This window comes from Terracoccus luteus, assembly GCF_003635045.1.
Taxonomy (GTDB): domain Bacteria; phylum Actinomycetota; class Actinomycetes; order Actinomycetales; family Dermatophilaceae; genus Terracoccus; species Terracoccus luteus.
On record NZ_RBXT01000001.1, the window covers coordinates 395,055 to 410,873 of the forward strand.

14 protein-coding genes are annotated in these 15,819 nt (G+C 73.2%); 10 read left to right on the forward strand and 4 right to left on the reverse strand.

Annotated features, from left to right (window positions below; translation table 11 throughout):
• The first annotated feature begins 4 nt into the window (after positions 1 to 4).
• From DFJ68_RS01925 to DFJ68_RS18925, 6 genes are all read left to right on the forward strand, one after another.
• Positions 5 to 565, forward strand: a complete 561-nt coding sequence (locus tag DFJ68_RS01925; protein ID WP_121030580.1) for a YqgE/AlgH family protein — start codon at positions 5 to 7, stop codon at positions 563 to 565.
• Positions 566 to 680: 115 nt separating this feature from the next.
• On the forward strand, positions 681 to 1,499 hold the full coding sequence (locus DFJ68_RS01930; protein ID WP_245963393.1) for a glutamate racemase: 819 nt from the start codon (positions 681 to 683) through the stop codon (positions 1,497 to 1,499).
• Positions 1,496 to 1,858 (forward strand): DUF3039 domain-containing protein, encoded by a 363-nt coding sequence (locus tag DFJ68_RS01935; RefSeq protein WP_121030584.1) that lies wholly within the window; start codon positions 1,496 to 1,498, stop codon positions 1,856 to 1,858. The genes DFJ68_RS01930 and DFJ68_RS01935 overlap by 4 nt, the downstream gene beginning before the upstream one ends.
• A gap of 139 nt (positions 1,859 to 1,997) precedes the next feature.
• Complete coding sequence (locus tag DFJ68_RS01940; protein WP_245963394.1) at positions 1,998 to 2,960, forward strand: zinc metalloprotease; 963 nt, start codon at positions 1,998 to 2,000, stop codon at positions 2,958 to 2,960.
• Between the two features lie 114 nt (positions 2,961 to 3,074).
• Positions 3,075 to 4,859, forward strand: a complete 1,785-nt coding sequence (locus DFJ68_RS01945; RefSeq protein ID WP_121030586.1) for a DEAD/DEAH box helicase — start codon at positions 3,075 to 3,077, stop codon at positions 4,857 to 4,859.
• A 272-nt stretch (positions 4,860 to 5,131) separates the two neighbouring features.
• Positions 5,132 to 7,018, forward strand: a complete 1,887-nt coding sequence (locus DFJ68_RS18925; protein ID WP_121030588.1) for a bifunctional metallophosphatase/5'-nucleotidase — start codon at positions 5,132 to 5,134, stop codon at positions 7,016 to 7,018.
• 63 nt (positions 7,019 to 7,081) lie between these two features.
• Here the strand turns inward: DFJ68_RS18925 and DFJ68_RS01955 are convergent, their stop codons facing one another.
• Positions 7,082 to 8,434: an alpha-amylase family glycosyl hydrolase gene (locus DFJ68_RS01955; RefSeq protein WP_245963395.1), complete on the reverse strand. Its 1,353-nt coding sequence runs from the start codon at positions 8,432 to 8,434 to the stop codon at positions 7,082 to 7,084.
• A gap of 147 nt (positions 8,435 to 8,581) precedes the next feature.
• Complete coding sequence (locus DFJ68_RS01960) at positions 8,582 to 9,082, reverse strand: Lrp/AsnC family transcriptional regulator (protein WP_170165683.1); 501 nt, start codon at positions 9,080 to 9,082, stop codon at positions 8,582 to 8,584.
• Between the two features lie 108 nt (positions 9,083 to 9,190).
• Here DFJ68_RS01960 and hppD point away from each other — a divergent pair, with 108 nt between their 5' ends.
• Together hppD and DFJ68_RS01970 are read left to right on the forward strand one after the other, a co-directional pair.
• Positions 9,191 to 10,423, forward strand: a complete 1,233-nt coding sequence (hppD, locus tag DFJ68_RS01965) for a 4-hydroxyphenylpyruvate dioxygenase (protein WP_121030592.1) — start codon at positions 9,191 to 9,193, stop codon at positions 10,421 to 10,423.
• Positions 10,424 to 10,456: 33 nt separating this feature from the next.
• Complete coding sequence (locus DFJ68_RS01970) at positions 10,457 to 11,443, forward strand: RDD family protein (RefSeq protein WP_121034984.1); 987 nt, start codon at positions 10,457 to 10,459, stop codon at positions 11,441 to 11,443.
• 45 nt (positions 11,444 to 11,488) lie between these two features.
• Here DFJ68_RS01970 and fahA read toward each other — a convergent pair whose 3' ends face one another.
• Positions 11,489 to 12,763 carry a fumarylacetoacetase gene (gene fahA / locus DFJ68_RS01975; RefSeq protein WP_276330687.1) on the reverse strand — a complete coding sequence of 425 codons (1,275 nt, stop codon included), beginning with the start codon at positions 12,761 to 12,763 and terminating at the stop codon, positions 11,489 to 11,491.
• A complete protein-coding gene (locus DFJ68_RS01980; RefSeq protein WP_121030594.1) occupies positions 12,760 to 13,617 on the reverse strand; it encodes a hypothetical protein in 858 nt (285 codons plus the stop codon). The genes fahA and DFJ68_RS01980 overlap by 4 nt, the downstream gene beginning before the upstream one ends.
• A 130-nt stretch (positions 13,618 to 13,747) precedes the next feature.
• Between DFJ68_RS01980 and DFJ68_RS01985 the strand changes: the two genes are divergently transcribed.
• Together DFJ68_RS01985 and DFJ68_RS01990 are read left to right on the forward strand one after the other, a co-directional pair.
• Positions 13,748 to 15,046, forward strand: coding sequence for a homogentisate 1,2-dioxygenase (locus DFJ68_RS01985; protein ID WP_121030596.1), 1,299 nt, complete (start codon positions 13,748 to 13,750; stop codon positions 15,044 to 15,046).
• Entirely contained in the window at positions 15,030 to 15,713 is a 684-nt protein-coding gene (locus DFJ68_RS01990; protein ID WP_121030598.1) for an IclR family transcriptional regulator, read from the forward strand. The genes DFJ68_RS01985 and DFJ68_RS01990 overlap by 17 nt, the downstream gene beginning before the upstream one ends.
• The last annotated feature ends 106 nt before the right edge of the window (positions 15,714 to 15,819 follow it).

Here is a 15,819-nt window from a genome sequence, read left to right on the forward strand (position 1 = left end):
CACCGTGAGTGCCCCCTTCCACACGAGCCGTCTGCTCGTCGCCACCCCCTCGGTCGAGGGTGAGGTCTTCGGCCGTTCCGTCGTCCTGCTGCTGCACCACGACGACGAGGGCGCCCAGGGGGTCGTGCTCAACAAGCCGCTGGCCGCGCCGGTCGACTCCGTGCTGCCGGGCTGGCAGAAGGTCGTGACCGCGCCGCCCGTCCTCTTCCAGGGCGGCCCGGTGTCGACGAGCTCGGCCCTCGGGCTCGTCACCGTGCCGGGCGACGCCGCCGAGCCGCTCGGCGTCAAGCGCCTCTTCGGCTCCATCGGGCTCGTCGACCTCGACGTGCCCACCCCCGTCGTCGAGGCCGAGCTCGCCGGGATGCGCATCTTCGCCGGCTACGCCGGGTGGGATGCCGGTCAGCTCGAGAACGAGATCGCGCGCGGTGACTGGTACCTCGTCGACGCCGAGGTGGCCGACCCGTTCACCCACGACCCGGAGGGGCTCTGGCGTCGGGTCCTGCGCCGCCAGCGCGACAACCTCGCCTTCGTCGCCAGCTACCCGGCCGACCCCAGCCTCAACTGACGTGCGGGAGTCGCCGTCGGCCACTGACCCGGCCACCCACCCGACCGCACCCACTGGGCCCGGTCCACGCCCCGACGCCAAGCGAGTCGCCTTCGTCGACAGCGGTCTCGGGCTGGTGGGGTACGCCGCGGCCCTGCACGAGGCGGCGCCCGGCATCCGGCTCGTGCTGTCCCTCGACCCGGACCACATGCCGTGGGGGCCGCGCAGCCCGCAGGCGGTGCGCGAACGCGTGCTCGCGGGGGCGCGGGCGGCGCTCGAGCTGCGCCCCGACGCCGTCGTGATCGCCTGCAACACCGCCTCGGTGCACGGGCTCGACGCCGTGCGCGACGAGCTCGAGCCCGACGTGCCGGTCGTCGGCACCGTCCCGGCCATCCGACCGGCGGCGGCCGCGGGCGGACCGGTGGCCGTGTGGGCGACCGCGGCGACGACGGCCAGTGACTACCTCCAGGGGCTGCTCGAGGCCTTCGCCACCGGCACCCTGACCCACCGCGTGGCCGCGCTCGGGCTCGCCGAGGCGGTCGAGTCGGGCGACCTCGACCGGGTCGACGCCTGCATCGCCGCGGCCGCCGCGGCCACGCCGGGCGGCATCCGCGCGCTCGTGCTCGGCTGCACCCACTACGGCCTCGTCGAGAGCCGCATCGCGGCCGCCGTGGGCCCGGGCGTGACGATCTTCGACTCGCCGCATGCCGTTGCCCGCCAGACCCTGCGCCGCCTCGGCCTCGATCCGTCGGCCGCGCCCGTCGCGAGCGGCAGCGCCCCCGACAGCACCGACAGCACCGACAGCACCGACAGCACCGACAACCCTGTCGAGGCGGTCCTGCTCAGCGGCCGGCCGGGGCGGCTGCCCGCCGCGCTCGCGGCCTACCCGGCCGGGGCGCGGCTGCTCGGCGCACAGGCGTCGCGGACACGCCGGGCGCCTACACTGCGGCCATGAGCACGATGCCTCCCGACATGCCGCTCGACCCGTTCGAGCCCCAGCCGCTGCGGGGCACGAGCACCGCGACGATCGAGCGCGAGGAGACGCGCGAGCAGCTGCAGGAGCCCGGCGACCACGAGCGCTTCTCGCACTACGTGCGCAAGGAGAAGATCCTCGAGAGCGCCGTCATGGGCGACCCGGTCGTCGCCCTCTGCGGCAAGATCTGGGTGCCGAGCCGCGACCCGGAGAAGTTCCCCGTCTGCCCCGTCTGCAAGGAGATCTACGAGGGCCTGCGCGAGCCCCAGGACGGTGGCTCCGGCGGCGGGTCGGGCGACGGCTCGGGTGGCGGTTCGGGCGGTTCGGGGGGCGACGCGTAGTTCGCCCTCGGCGCTTGACGGCATCCGGCGACGACCCTGACCGTCTCTTTACCCCAGGCTGGTTCCGGGCTGACGAGGCCGGTGCCAGAGTCCTCCGGGTGGGCGGCCACCTGACCCCGCCCCGTGAGAGAGGACCGTCATGACCATGCTCCGCAAGGCCGCGTTCGCGCTGCCCCTCGCCCTCGCCGCGGCCGCCGTCTCCGTGCCGGCGCACGCCTCACCCGTCCAGCAGGACGCCCCGACCGCCGCCGCCCAGTGCCTCGACCCCGAGGCCGTCGGCGCCCGCGGGACGCAGGGCATGGCCCGCGACCCGCACGAGCTCTCGACCGCCCAGGTCAAGGCGCAGGAGTCCGCGCTGACGAAGGCGCTCGCCGCCAAGGGCCTCGAGCGCTCCGCCTCGGGCGCGCTCGAGCGCACCGCCGAGGGCGGCAAGGCCGGCGCCGTGGCCGCCTTCAGCCCCGCCGTCGTCGACGTCTGGTTCCACACCATCACCAACGGCTCGGCCGGGTCGATCAGCAGCACCCAGATCGCCAACCAGATCAACGTGCTCAACAGCGCCTACTCCGGCACCGGCTTCAGCTTCCGCCTCGCCGGCACCGACGTGACGAGCAACAGCAGCTGGTACACCGTCACCCAGGGCTCGCGGGCCGAGCGCCAGATGAAGTCGGCGCTGCGCAAGGGCGACAAGGGCGACCTCAACCTCTACGCCGCGAACATCGGCCAGGGCCTGCTCGGCTGGGCTACCTTCCCGACCTCCAACATCGGCAGCCAGGACGGCGTCGTCGTGCTGAACGGCTCGCTGCCCGGCGGCTCGGCCACGAACTACAACCAGGGCGACACCGGCACGCACGAGGTCGGCCACTGGCTCGGGCTCTACCACACGTTCCAGGGCGGCTGCACCGGCTCCGGCGACTACGTCTCGGACACCCCGGCCGAGGCCAGCCCCGCCTACGAGTGCCCCACCGGTCGCGACACGTGCACGAGCCCCGGCCTCGACCCGATCAAGAACTTCATGGACTACACGTACGACGCCTGCATGACGACCTTCACGAGCGGCCAGGCCTCGCGCATGCAGTCGTCGTGGACGGCCTACCGCGCCTGAGCAACCCCCCGCACGACCCCGCACGACCTCGGGCCACGCCCCCGTCCGGCGCCACGCGCACCGGGCGGGGGCGTGGACGGAGCACCCCCTCGGACCGGCTAACGTTGTCGGCCTATGAGTTCCGGCGCCGCCTTCCACCTTCCCCCCGCCTTCCCGGAGCGGGCGGCCTGGGGCACCGCCGACAAGCTGCGCGCGTGGCAGCAGGAGGCGCTCGATCGCTACCTCGCCGCCGGCCCCCGCGACTTCCTCGCCGTGGCCACGCCCGGCGCCGGCAAGACGACCTACGCCCTGCGGGTCGCGACCGAGCTGCTCACGGCCGGCGTCGTCGGCCGCATCACCGTCGTCGCCCCGACCGAGCACCTCAAGACCCAGTGGGCCGACGCCGCCGCCCGGGTCGGCATCAGCCTCGACCCGCGCTTCAGCAACAGCGTGGGCCGGCACAGCGACGACTACCACGGCGTCGCCGTCACCTACGCCCAGGTCGCCTCCCGGCCCGCCCTGCACCGTGAGCTGACGACCTCCCGCCCGACCCTCGTCATCCTCGACGAGGTGCACCACGGCGGCGACGCGAAGAGCTGGGGCGACGGCATCCGCGAGGCGTTCGAGCCCGCGACGCGCCGGCTCAGCCTCACCGGCACCCCCTTCCGCAGCGACACCTCGTCGATCCCGTTCGTCACGTACGAGCTCGACGACGAGGGCGCCCTCGTCAGCAGCAGCGACTACACCTACGGGTACGCCGAGGCGCTGCGCGACGGCGTCGTGCGCCCGGTGCTCTTCATGGCCTACGGCGGCAGCATGCGCTGGCGCACCAAGGCCGGTGACGAGCTCGAGGCCCGCCTCGGCGAGCCGTTGACGAAGGACATGGTCGCCCACGCGTGGCGCACCGCCCTCGACCCCAAGGGGGAGTGGGTGCCCGCCGTGCTGGCCGCCGCGGACCGTCGCCTCACCGAGGTGCGCCGGCACGTCGAGGATGCCGGTGGGCTCGTCATCGCGTCGAACCAGACCCAGGCGCGGGCCTACGCGAGCCTGCTGGCCGGCCTGACGGGCGAGAAGCCCACCGTCGTGCTCTCCGACGACGCCGGCGCCTCGCAGCGCATCGAGACCTTCGCCGCCGGCCGCGACCGGTGGATGGTCGCGGTGCGCATGGTCTCCGAGGGCGTCGACGTGCCGCGCCTCGCCGTCGGGGTCTACGCCACCTCGACGAGCACCCCGCTCTTCTTCGCCCAGGCCGTCGGCCGCTTCGTGCGCGCCCGGAGGCGCGGCGAGACGGCGTCGGTGTTCCTGCCCTCGGTGCCCGTCGTGCTCGACCACGCCGCCCGCCTCGAGGAGCAGCGCGACCACGTGCTCGACCGGCGCCCGGCGGGCGAGGGCGACGGCATCGGCGAGCTGTGGGCCCAGGAGCAGTCGCTGCTCGACGAGGCGAACCGGGCCGAGAAGGCGAGCGGGGCCCTCGACGAGGGCCGCTTCGAGGCGCTCGAGTCGGACGCCCACTTCGACCACGTGCTCTTCGACAAGCAGCAGTGGGGCCTGCACGCCCAGGTCGGCTCCGACGACGAGCAGGAGTACCTCGGGCTGCCCGGCCTGCTCGAGCCCGACCAGGTCTCCGCGCTGCTCGGCGAGCGGCAGAAGGCCCAGCGCCGCCGCAGCCCCGCGACCTCCGGGACCGCCGCGGCCGCCACGGGCCCGACCCCCGTCGCCGCTCACCGGGCGCTCGCCGCCCAGCGCAAGGAGCTCAACCAGCTCGTCGCCGCCTTCGCCCGCCAGAAGGGCTACCCGCACGCCAACGTGCACCTCGACCTGCGCCGAGCGTGCGGCGGCCCCGACCTCGCCGCGGCGAGCTCGGAGCAGGTCACCGAGCGCATCGCCACCGTGCGCCGCTGGCTCGTCGGCCGTCGCTGACGTCGCCGGCACCGCCACGACGGGTCCCGGTCGCACCACCCCGGACGCGCCGGGCCCGTTCACCCACCGGACGCCCCGCCGACGGCCTCCGGTCGGCACTCGGACGGCGGGCGGGCCCGTTCCGGGGTTATCGTCGACCCTTGTGCGCCTCGGGGGGCGTGCCCGGGCGCTCGCCCGGACCCGCCTGACACGCCGACACGGCGACGCAGTGCACCGCTCCGACCGAGCGCACGACAGACCTGCCCACCCGGCACCGACCGACGAAGGACGACATGAGCACCGACGCCCGTAGCTCCAAGACCGACCGCGCCACCGAGACCGGCGCCACCCGCCGCCAGTTGCTCGCCCTCGCCGCCGTCGGCGGCGCCGGTGCGGTCGCCGTCGCCGGGGGCGCCACGGCGACCGCCGCCGACCGCCGCACCGACCCCAACCGCAGCGCCCGCACCGACGTCGCGCGCATCACCGTGCTCGGTACGACCGACCTGCACGGCAACGTCTACAACTGGGACTACTTCAAGAACGCCCCCTACAGCGACAGCGCCGGCAACAACATCGGCATCGCGAAGGCCGCGACGATCATCAAGACCGTCCGCAGCGTCGTCGGGGCCGGCACGTGCGTGACCCTCGACGCCGGCGACACGATCCAGGGCACCCCGCTCGCGTACTACTTCGCCAAGATCGACCCCATCACGCAGGGCGCCACCCACCCGATGGCCGCCGCGATGAACAAGGTCGGCTACGACGCCGCCGCGCTCGGCAACCACGAGTACAACTACGGCCTCGACACCCTCCGCGCGTTCGAGAAGCAGCTGAACTTCCCGCTCCTGTCGGCCAACTCCGTCGACTGGCACACCCGGGCCCCCGTCTTCGAGCCGTGGGTCATCAAGACGGTTCAGATCACGGGCCGCAAGCCGATCCGCGTCGGCATCCTCGGCCTCGTCACCCCCGGAGTCGCGATCTGGGACAAGGCCAACGTCGAGGGCAAGGTCCGCTTCCCCGGCATCGTCGAGCAGGCGCGCAAGTTCGTGCCCAAGCTGCGCCAGGCCGGTGCCGACGTCGTCATCGTCTCGTGCCACTCCGGCGCCGACACGTCCTCCTCCTACGGCGACGCGCTGCCGTGGCCCGAGAACGCCAGCACGCTGCTCGCCGAGCAGGTGCAGGGCATCGACGCCATCCTCGTCGGCCACGCCCACAAGGAGATCCCGCAGCGCTTCGTCACGAACACGAAGACCGGCCGCCAGGTGCTGCTGTCGGAGCCGCTCTACTGGGGCATGCGCGTCACCGAGATGTCGATCGACCTCGAGCTGCGTCGCGGCGCGTGGAAGGTCACCGGCTCGAGCGCGATGCTCTACAACGCCAACGAGGTCGACGAGGACCCCGCCGTCGCCAAGGCCGTCGCCCGCTCGCACGCCAAGGTGCTCACCTACGTCAACTCCGTCGTCGGCACGAGCACCGCGGCCATGTCGGCCGCCACCTCGCGCTACGAGGACACCGCCGCCATCGACTTCATCAACTACGTGCAGGCGGATGCCGTCAAGGCGGCCCTTGCAGGGACGCCGCAGGCCGACCTGCCCGTGCTCTCGATCGCCGCGCCGTTCAACAAGGCGGCCGCCATCCCCGCCGGCGAGGTGACCGTCCGCGACGTCGCCGGGCTCTACATCTACGACAACACCCTCCTCGGCATCACGCTCACCGGCGCGCAGGTCAAGGACTACCTCGAGCAGTCGGCGACCTACTTCAAGCAGGTCAGCGGCACCGGGCCGTTCACGCCCGACCAGCTGACCAACGCCGTCACCCCGACCGCGCCCGGCGGCACCCCCGACTACAACTACGACATCATGGCCGGGCTCGACGCCGACCTCACGTACGCGATCGACGTCGCCAAGGCGCCCGGGTCGCGGATCACCGACCTCGCCTACGCCGGCGAGCCGATCGACCCCGCAGCGCAGTTCGTCATCGCCATCAACAACTACCGGCAGTCCGGCGGCGGCAACTTCCCGCACGTCAAGACCGCACCCGTCGTCTACAACCGGCAGATCGAGATCCGCCAGCTGCTCATCGACTGGGTCACGGCCAACGGGACGATCGACCCGGCATCCTTCTCGAGCCTCGACTGGAAGCTCGTGAGCGACGGGGCCGACATCACCGTCACCGACTGACCCGGACGCCCCTCCGACGACGAGAGGCCCCACCCGAGCACCCGGGTGGGGACTCTCGTCGCGTCAGGCGCCGACGAGCACCCGGTGGCCCCACGCGGGGAGGGTGAACGACTGGCCCTGCTGCAGCTGCACCGCCTCGCCGTCGAAGGCGTCGACCCACGCGCCGGCCTGCGGGCCGTCGCCGAGCACGACGGTGATCTCGGCGTCGGTGAAGTTGAACGCCCCGAACACGCGGTCGTCGTCGACGCGGCGCACGAAGCTGAGCACCTTCGACTCGGCGTCGTTCGGCACGCGCACCATGCGACCGCCCCACGCGCCGTTCCACAGCGCCGGGTGCGCCTTCTTCAGGGCGAACAGCGTGCGGTAGAGCTCACCCTGCGGGTCGTCGCGCCACTCGATCTCGTCCTTGTCGAAGAAGACGAGGCGACGGTCGCTGCCGGCCTCCTGCCCGTTGTAGACGAGTGGCATGCCCTCGCCGACGACGGACAGCACGATCGCGGCCTCGAGGGCGTCGCCGAACTGCTCGTACTCGGTGCCCTCCCACGCGTTCTTGTCGTGGTTGCTGACGAAGGTCATGCGGATGGCGTCGCGCTGCCAGGCGCGGTCGTTCCACGCGTAGTAGACCTTGAGCGCCTCGACGTCGGCCTCGCCGTGGGCGATCTTGTGCATCGTCTCGTTCCAGCTCCACGCGTACGTCATGTCGAACGCGCGGGTGTGCAGGTCGCGCGTCTCCCACTCGGCGAGCATGAACACCGGCTTGATCTCGTCGAGCTCGCGGCGCGCGTTCTCCCAGAAGTCGACCGGCACGTATCCGGCCACGTCGCAACGGAACCCGTCGACGTCGGCCTCGCGCACCCAGTACGTCATGGCCGCCGTCATGTACTCGCGCAGCCCCGGCTGGTCGTAGTCGAGGTCGATGACGTCGTCCCAGTCCCACCACGGCGTGGGGCAGAAGTCGCCCTTCCAGTCGCGGGCGTACCAGTCGGGGTGCTGCTCGACGAGGACGTTGTCCCAGGCGGTGTGGTTGGCCACCCAGTCGAGGATGACGTGCAGCCCCAGCCCGTGCGCGGTGTCGACGAAGTGGCGCAGGTCGCCCAGGTCGCCGAACTCGGGGTTGACGGCGAGGTAGTCCTTGACGGCGTACGGGCTGCCGAGCCGCCCCTTGCGGTTGAGCTCGCCGATGGGGTTGACCGGCATGAGCCACACGATGTCGACGCCGAGCTCACGCAGCCGCGGCAGGTGCGCCTCGGCGGCCCGGAAGGTGCCCTCGGGCGTGAACTGGCGCTGGTTGACCTGGTAGATCGTCGCGTCGCGCGACCACTCCGGGTGGGTCAGCTGCACGGGCCGGGCGGGCTCGTAGGGGCCGGTCCGGCGGCTGCCGTCCGTCGGGCTCGGGGTCACAGGGTCGGCGGTCACGGTGTTCGCGGGCTCCTCGGGTCGACGGTGGCGGTGGCGTTGGCGGTGCGGCGGTGCGGGCTGATTCTCGCGGATGCCGGGTGGCCCGGTCGCGGGCGTCCGCGCGTGCCGTACCCCCGCCCGCCCCGTCCGCCCCGTCAGCCCCCGTCAGCCCTCGCCGGCCGGCAGCAGCGACTGCACGAGCGGCCCGGTGCGGGCCTCGATGCGGCTGACGAGCGAGATCGTCGTCGAGGCCCGGCTGACGTGGCTGTCGTCGACGACCCGGTCGATCACCCGCTGGAGGTCGGCGTTGTCGCGCCCGACGATGCGGATGAGCAGGTCGCCGGCGCCGGTGATCGTGTGCGCCTCGAGCACCTCGGGGATGGCCCGCAGGTGCTCGACGACGGGCTCGCTGCCCTGACCCTGCCGGATCTCGAGGGTGCAGAAGGCGGTGACGGGGAAGCCGAGGGCGGCGGGGTCGACCTGCGGACCCATCGAGCGCAGCACGCCGCGGCGCTGCAGCCGGTCGAGCCGGGCCTGCACCGTGCCGCGGGCCACGCCGAGGCGCCGCGAGGCACCGAGCACGCCCACCCCCGGCTCCTGTTGAAGCAGCAGCACGAGTCGGCAGTCGAGAGCGTCGGTGGGGGACTCAGCGGACGGCGACGGCATGGACAGATTGTCGGCTGCGACCCGGCATCCGGTCAACAGATTGATCATCGTGACCAGCCACTCGCGCGACTGTTGACCAGTGGCAGGCGTGGGCCCCACTCTCGGGCCATGACCGACACGATGCCGTCCCGGACCGCCGACCTCACCGACCAGGAGCGCGAGGCCCAGCTCGACCTCGAGCAGCTGAAGCAGCTCGTGGGCCTCGTCGAGTACGACGAGGAGGCCGACGTCTTCCCGGTCACCGGGTGGGACGCCATCGTCTTCGTGTCGGGCAACGCCACCCAGAGCGCGCACTACTACCAGTCCGCGTGGGGCATGCAGCTCGTCGCCTACTCCGGGCCCGAGAACGGCAACCGCGACCACAAGGCGTTCGTGCTGCGCAGCGGGTCGATCCGCTTCGTCGTCAAGGGCGCGGTCGACCCCGACAGCCCGCTGGCCGACCACCACCGCCGCCACGGCGACGGCGTCGTCGACATCGCCCTCGAGGTGCCCGACGTCGACCGGTGCGTCGCCCAGGCCCGCCGTGCCGGCGCGACCGTGCTCGAGGAGCCCGCGAACCACACCGACGAGCACGGCACCGTGCGCGTCGCGGCCATCGCGACGTACGGCGAGACCCGCCACACCCTCGTGCAGCGCACCGTCGACGGCCAGACCTACGCCGGGCCCTACCTGCCCGGCTACGCGCCGACGACCTCGACGCACGTCCCGCGGGAGGGCCAGCCGAAGCGGCTCTTCCAGGCCCTCGACCACATCGTCGGCAACGTCGAGCTCGGCCACATGGACGAGTGGGTCGGCTTCTACAACCGTGTCATGGGCTTCGTGAACATGGCCGAGTTCATCGGCGACGACATCGCCACCGACTACTCCGCCCTCATGAGCAAGGTCGTCGCCAACGGCAACCACCGGGTCAAGTTCCCCCTCAACGAGCCGGCCGTCGCGAAGAAGAAGAGCCAGATCGACGAGTACCTCGAGTTCTACCGCGGCGCGGGGGCCCAGCACCTCGCCGTCGCGACGAACGACATCCTCGCCTCCGTCGACGCGCTGCGCGCCAACGGCGTCGAGTTCCTCGACACCCCCGACAGCTACTACGAGGACGCCGAGCTGCGCGAGCGCATCGGCGAGGTGCGCGTGCCGATCGACGAGCTGCAGAAGCGCAGCATCCTCGTCGACCGCGACGAGGACGGCTACCTCCTGCAGATCTTCACCAAGCCGCTCGGCGACCGGCCGACGGTCTTCTTCGAGCTCATCGAGCGCCACGGCTCGCTCGGCTTCGGCAAGGGCAACTTCAAGGCGCTCTTCGAGGCCATCGAGCGCGAGCAGGACAAGCGCGGCAACCTCTGAGGTGACGCTGCCGGCTCATGGCACAGTTGAGCCATGAGCCAGCAGCCCTCCGGGTGGTACGACGACCCGAGCAACCCCGACCTGATCCGCTACTGGGACGGGGTGACCTGGAGCAACCACACGGCGCCGAAGAAGTCGCCGACCCTGTCACGGACCCCGACGGCCTCGCTGCCGCAGCAGGACGGTCCGTCGCAGGGTGGCCGGGTGCAGAGCGGGCAGGGTGGGCAGGTCGGTCAGGGTGGCCAGGACGCCGGGCGCCCGCCGATGCCGCAGGGCAGCGGGTGGGATGCCGGTCACGGCGGTCCGCAGCAGCCGTCGGGTCAGCCGTCGGCGCCGCAGTACCCGGGCTGGGGTGGGCAGGGTCAGCAGCAGGGCTGGGGTGGGCAGGGCCAGCAGGGTCAGCAGGGCTACCCCGGCGCGCCCGGCTACCCGGGTGCCCCCGGGGGTGCGGCCAACTGGATGAGCTCGATCAAGACGACCGCCGACGGGGTGCCGCTCGCGTCGTGGGGCCGGCGCCTCGGGGCCTGGGTCATCGACGGGGTCATCCTCGTCATCCTCACCTTCTTCCTCTGGCGCCTACTCGCGCCGGAGGTGTTCACCGAGCTCAGCCGCATGGTCGACGTCGCCTCGACGGGTGACCAGGCGCAGCTCGAAGAGGCGACCCGCCAGATGACCGACGTCGTCAACGCGGCCTCGCTGAAGACCGGCATCGCCCAGTTCGTCCTCGTCTTCGTCTACTGCATCGCGTTCTGGACGACGACCGCGCAGACGCCCGGCAAGATGGCGGTCGGCATCAGCGTCCGCCGGGCCGACCGGCCGGGCCCGCTCGACCTCGCGACCGCCGTGCGGCGCCGGGTCCTCAGCCTCCTCGGGCTCGTCCCCGGCATCGGGGTGCTGTGGGGGCCGCTGTCGGTCCTCGACGGCCTGTGGCCGCTGTGGGACGACAAGCGCCAGGCGCTGCACGACAAGATCGGCCGGACGCAGGTCGTCGTCGGCAAGCAGCCGCGCAACCGGTCGTGACGCCACGCCGAGCCCGCTGACGCAGACCCGGGCCCGCCCACCCCGTCAGTACATCGACGGGAGGGCGGGCCTGATGCGTCCGGTGACCTCGCCGAGCCCGACCCGTCCGTGGCCACCGGGACCGGCCGCCCAGGCGGTCATCGTCACGACGTCGCCGTCCTCGAGGAAGCCCCGCGTCGTGCCGTCGGCGAGCGTGACCGGCTCGGTGCCGTTCCAGGTCAGCTCGAGCAGGCTCCCGACGGTGTCGCGCCCCGGCCCGCTGATGGTGCCGGAGCCGAAGAGGTCGCCGGGTCGCACCGAGGCGCCGTTCACCGTGAGGTGGGCCAGCATCTGCTCGGGCGACCAGTACAGCTCGCGGCTCTCGGGCCGCGAGACGACGGTGTCGCCGAGCGAGACCTCGAGGTGAAGGTCGAGCCCCGACACCTCGCCGCGCAGGTAGGGCAGCGGCTCGGGGTCCTGGGCCGGCAGCGGGACGCGGGCGCCGACGAGGGCGTCGAGCGGGGTCACCCACGCCGACACCGACGTCGCGAACGACTTGCCGAGGAAGGGCCCGAGGGGCACGTACTCCCACGCCTGGATGTCGCGGGCGCTCCAGTCGTTGAGCAGCACGACGCCGAAGAGGTGCTCGCCCGCCCGGTCGACCCCGACGCGCTCGCCCAGGCCGGTCGCGCCACCGACGACGAACCCGAGCTCGGCCTCGATGTCGAGGCGCACGCTGGGGCCGAACACCGGCGCCGGGTCGGCCGGGCCCTTGCGCTGGCCGGTGGGGCGCACGACGTCGGTGCCCGAGACGACGACCGTGCCGGCCCGCCCGTGGTACCCGATCGGCAGGTGCCGCCACGCCGCCGGGAGGGCGGGGGAGTCGGGTCGGAAGATGCGCCCGACGTTGGTCGCGTGGTGCTCGGCGGCGTAGAAGTCGACGTAGTCGGCCACCTCCACGGGCAGGTGCAGCGTCACGTCCTCGAGGCGGTGCAGGTGCGGCTCGGCGAGCTCGCGGTGCACCTCGTCCGTCAGCACCTCGGTCAGCCACCGCCGCGCGATGCTCCACGCCGGTCGGCCGAGGGCGAGGAAGGCGTTGAGGCTCGGCGTCAGCCAGGCCGCCGCGAGGTCGGGCCCGTCGCCCACGAGCCCAGCCTGGCGCCCGAGGTCGGCGGCGGCGCCGGCGTCGAGCACGTGGTCGCCGACGCGGACCCCGACGCGCGGCTCGCCACCGGGAGGCGAGAAGACGCCCATGGCGAGCGTCTGCACCCCGAAGGGGTGCCCGTCGGCGCCGAGCACCCAGCAGGTGGCGGGTCGAGGCGTGCTCAGGGGGTCGGTCACGGTTGGGCTCCTCCGGTCGGCAGCAGCCCCAGGGCCTCGAGCTCGCCCAGGGGGTCGGTGACGCCGCAGCAGCCGTACGAGACGAACGTCTCGCGCAGCCGCTCGGCGGCGGGGTCGTCGATGCGGGCGGCGGCGCCGGCGAGCAGCTCGGTGCTGCGCTCGCGCAGGATGCCGGCCAGCTCGTCGGCCTCGGCGCCCCCCAGCGCCTCGTGCACGGCGACGACGACGTTGAGCAGTCCGTGCTGCGGCTCGCCGTCGTGGTCGGCGCGCACGACGTGGTGCAGCCCGCCGGTCAGCTTGATGGACAGCCCCCGCAGCACGACGTCGTCGAGCACCCGCCCCACCGTGGCCTCGTCGGGCCAGGGCCACGTCGGGGTCGCCCCGGTGCGGAACTTCACCGTCACGTCGGCCTCGTCGTCGACGGCGGCCGCGACCTCGTCGAGCGCGGCCCGTCGGGCCTCGCCGCGGCCGACCTCGAGGGCGACGGGCACCTCCAGGTCGAGGGCCGCCTGCCAGCCCGGGTCCGCACCGAGCTCGACACCTGTCACGACGACGCGCTCGTCGTCACGCAGCACGTCGACGGCCGCCCGCAGGGGGGCGAGCGGGTCGGCGGTCGCGAGCCGCAGGACGAGCGCCACCTCGAGCGGCTCCGTCGCCGTGCGCGGGTCCGCGGCGGCGAGCGCCGCCACCTCCGCCGCGGCCGTGGCGGGCACGAGCAGCGGCCCGACGAAGGGTCCGTGGGCGGTGGGGCGCCGGTCGAGGTGGTCGGCGACGGCGCGGGGCAGCGGCGCGAGACCGGGTGGGAACACGGCGGCGTCGTCGACGAGGCGGCTCCACAACGGCGTCCTTGACATGACGGGCAGGCTAGCCGACCCTCGGGGGAGGCGACACCACAGCGATACACCGGTGTCCGCTGGGCGGACGCCACCCGGCATCCGGGCCACACCCCCGCGCGAGCGGACGACGACGTCGAGGCAGGCACGCATGGCGCACTACCAGGCGATGGGCAGCATCCCGCCCAAGCGGCACACGCAGCACCGCCGACCCGGTGCCGACGGCGCGCCCGGCGAGCTCTACTACGAGGAGCTCATGGGCGAGGAGGGCTTCAGCTCGGACAGCTCGCTGCTGTACCACCGCAACATCCCCTCGACGACCGTCGCGTCGGCGGTGTGGGAGCTGCCCGACCAGTCGACGACCCCCAACCACCCCCTCACCCCGCGCCACCTCAAGCTGCACGACCTCTTCGACGCGGATGCCGTGGAGCGCGCCGACGTCGTCACCGGGCGCCGCCTCGTGCTCGGCAACGGCGACGTGCGCCTGTCGTACATCGTCGCCGCGCGCCCGAGCCCCTGGTACCGCAACGGGATCGGCGACGAGTGCGTGTACGTCGAGCGCGGCGCGGCCCGGGTGGAGACCGTGTTCGGGGCCTTCGACGTCGCCGAGGGCGACTACGTCGTCATCCCACGGGCCACGACCCACCGGTGGCTGCCCGTCGTCGACGCCGAGCAGCCGCTGCGGGCCTACTGCATCGAGGCCAACAGCCACATCGCGCCGCCCAAGCGGTACCTCAGCACGTACGGCCAGCTGCTCGAGCACGCGCCCTACTGCGAGCGCGACCTGCGGGTGCCGCAGGGGCCGCTGCTCGCCGAGGACGTCGGCGCCGACCCCGACGAGCGCACCGACGTGCTCATCAAGCACCGCGGCAGCGGGCCGGGCGGGCTGGCCGGCACCGTGCACACGCTGCCCTTCCACCCGCTCGACGTCGTCGGCTGGGACGGCTGCCTCTACCCCTACGTGCTCAACGTGCGCGACTTCGAGCCGATCACCGGCCGCGTGCACCAGCCGCCGCCCGTGCACCAGGTCTTCGAGGGCTGGAACTTCGTCGTCTGCAACTTCGTGCCGCGCAAGGTCGACTACCACCCGCTCTCGATCCCGGTGCCCTACTACCACTCCAACGTCGACAGCGACGAGATCATGTTCTACGTCGACGGCGACTACGAGGCCCGCAAGGGCTCGGGCATCGGCAAGGGGTCGGTCTCGGTGCACCCGGGCGGCCACCCGCACGGTCCGCAGCCCGGCGCGACCGAGGGCTCGATCGGGGCCGAGTTCTTCGACGAGCTCGCCGTCATGGTCGACACCTTCCGCCCGCTCGAGCTGGGGGAGGGCGGCACGGCCGTCGACGACGGCGCCTACGCCATGTCGTGGGCCCGCACCGCCGGCAAGGACGTCGGCGCCTCAGGGGCCGCTGGGGGCGCCGGGGGCGCGGATGACGGCGGGGCCTGACGCGGGGTCCGAGGTCGGGCCAGAGGGAGGCGCGTCGTCGCGCACCCTCGACCGGGGCCTGCGGGTGCTCGAGGTGCTCGCCGGACCGGATGCCGGTGCCGGCCTGAGCGTCACCGAGCTGGCCGCCGCTGTCGGGGTGGGACGGCCGGCTGTCTACCGCCTCGTCGCGACCCTCGAGGAGCACCGGCTCGTGTCGCGCGACGGCGCGCGAATCCGGCTGGGAGCCGGTCTGGTCCGGCTGGGGGCCGCCGCCGCTCCGGTGGTGCGCGCCGGCGCCCTGCCGGTGCTGCGACGCCTCGCCGAGGCGACGGGTGCGACCGCCCACCTCACCGTCGTCGAGGGCGAGCGGGCCGTCGCCCTCGTCGTCGTCGAGCCGACCTGGACCGACCTGCACGTCGCCTACCGCTCGGGCACCCGGCATCCGCTCGACCAGGGCGCCGCCGGACGGGCCATCCTCGCCGGTCGTCGTGGTCGCCTGGGCCCGGTGCGCAGTGACGGCGAGCTGCAGACCGGTGCCCACGGCGTCGCCGTGCCGGTCGTGGGCCCCGACGTCGAGCGCGGCGAGGTGCTCGGCTCGGTCGGGGTCGTCTCGCTGCAGCCGCTCGACCCCGGGGTCGACGTGCTGCTCGTCGGCGCCGCCGCCGAGCTGGGCCCCGTGCTGCGCTGACCCGCTCCCGAGGGGTGGGCAGTTTCCCCGTTTTCGGGACACGGGGGTCCGCTGTCCCCTATATCGGTCACAGGCGCTCAATGGTGAGCGTCCAGACAGTTAGGGG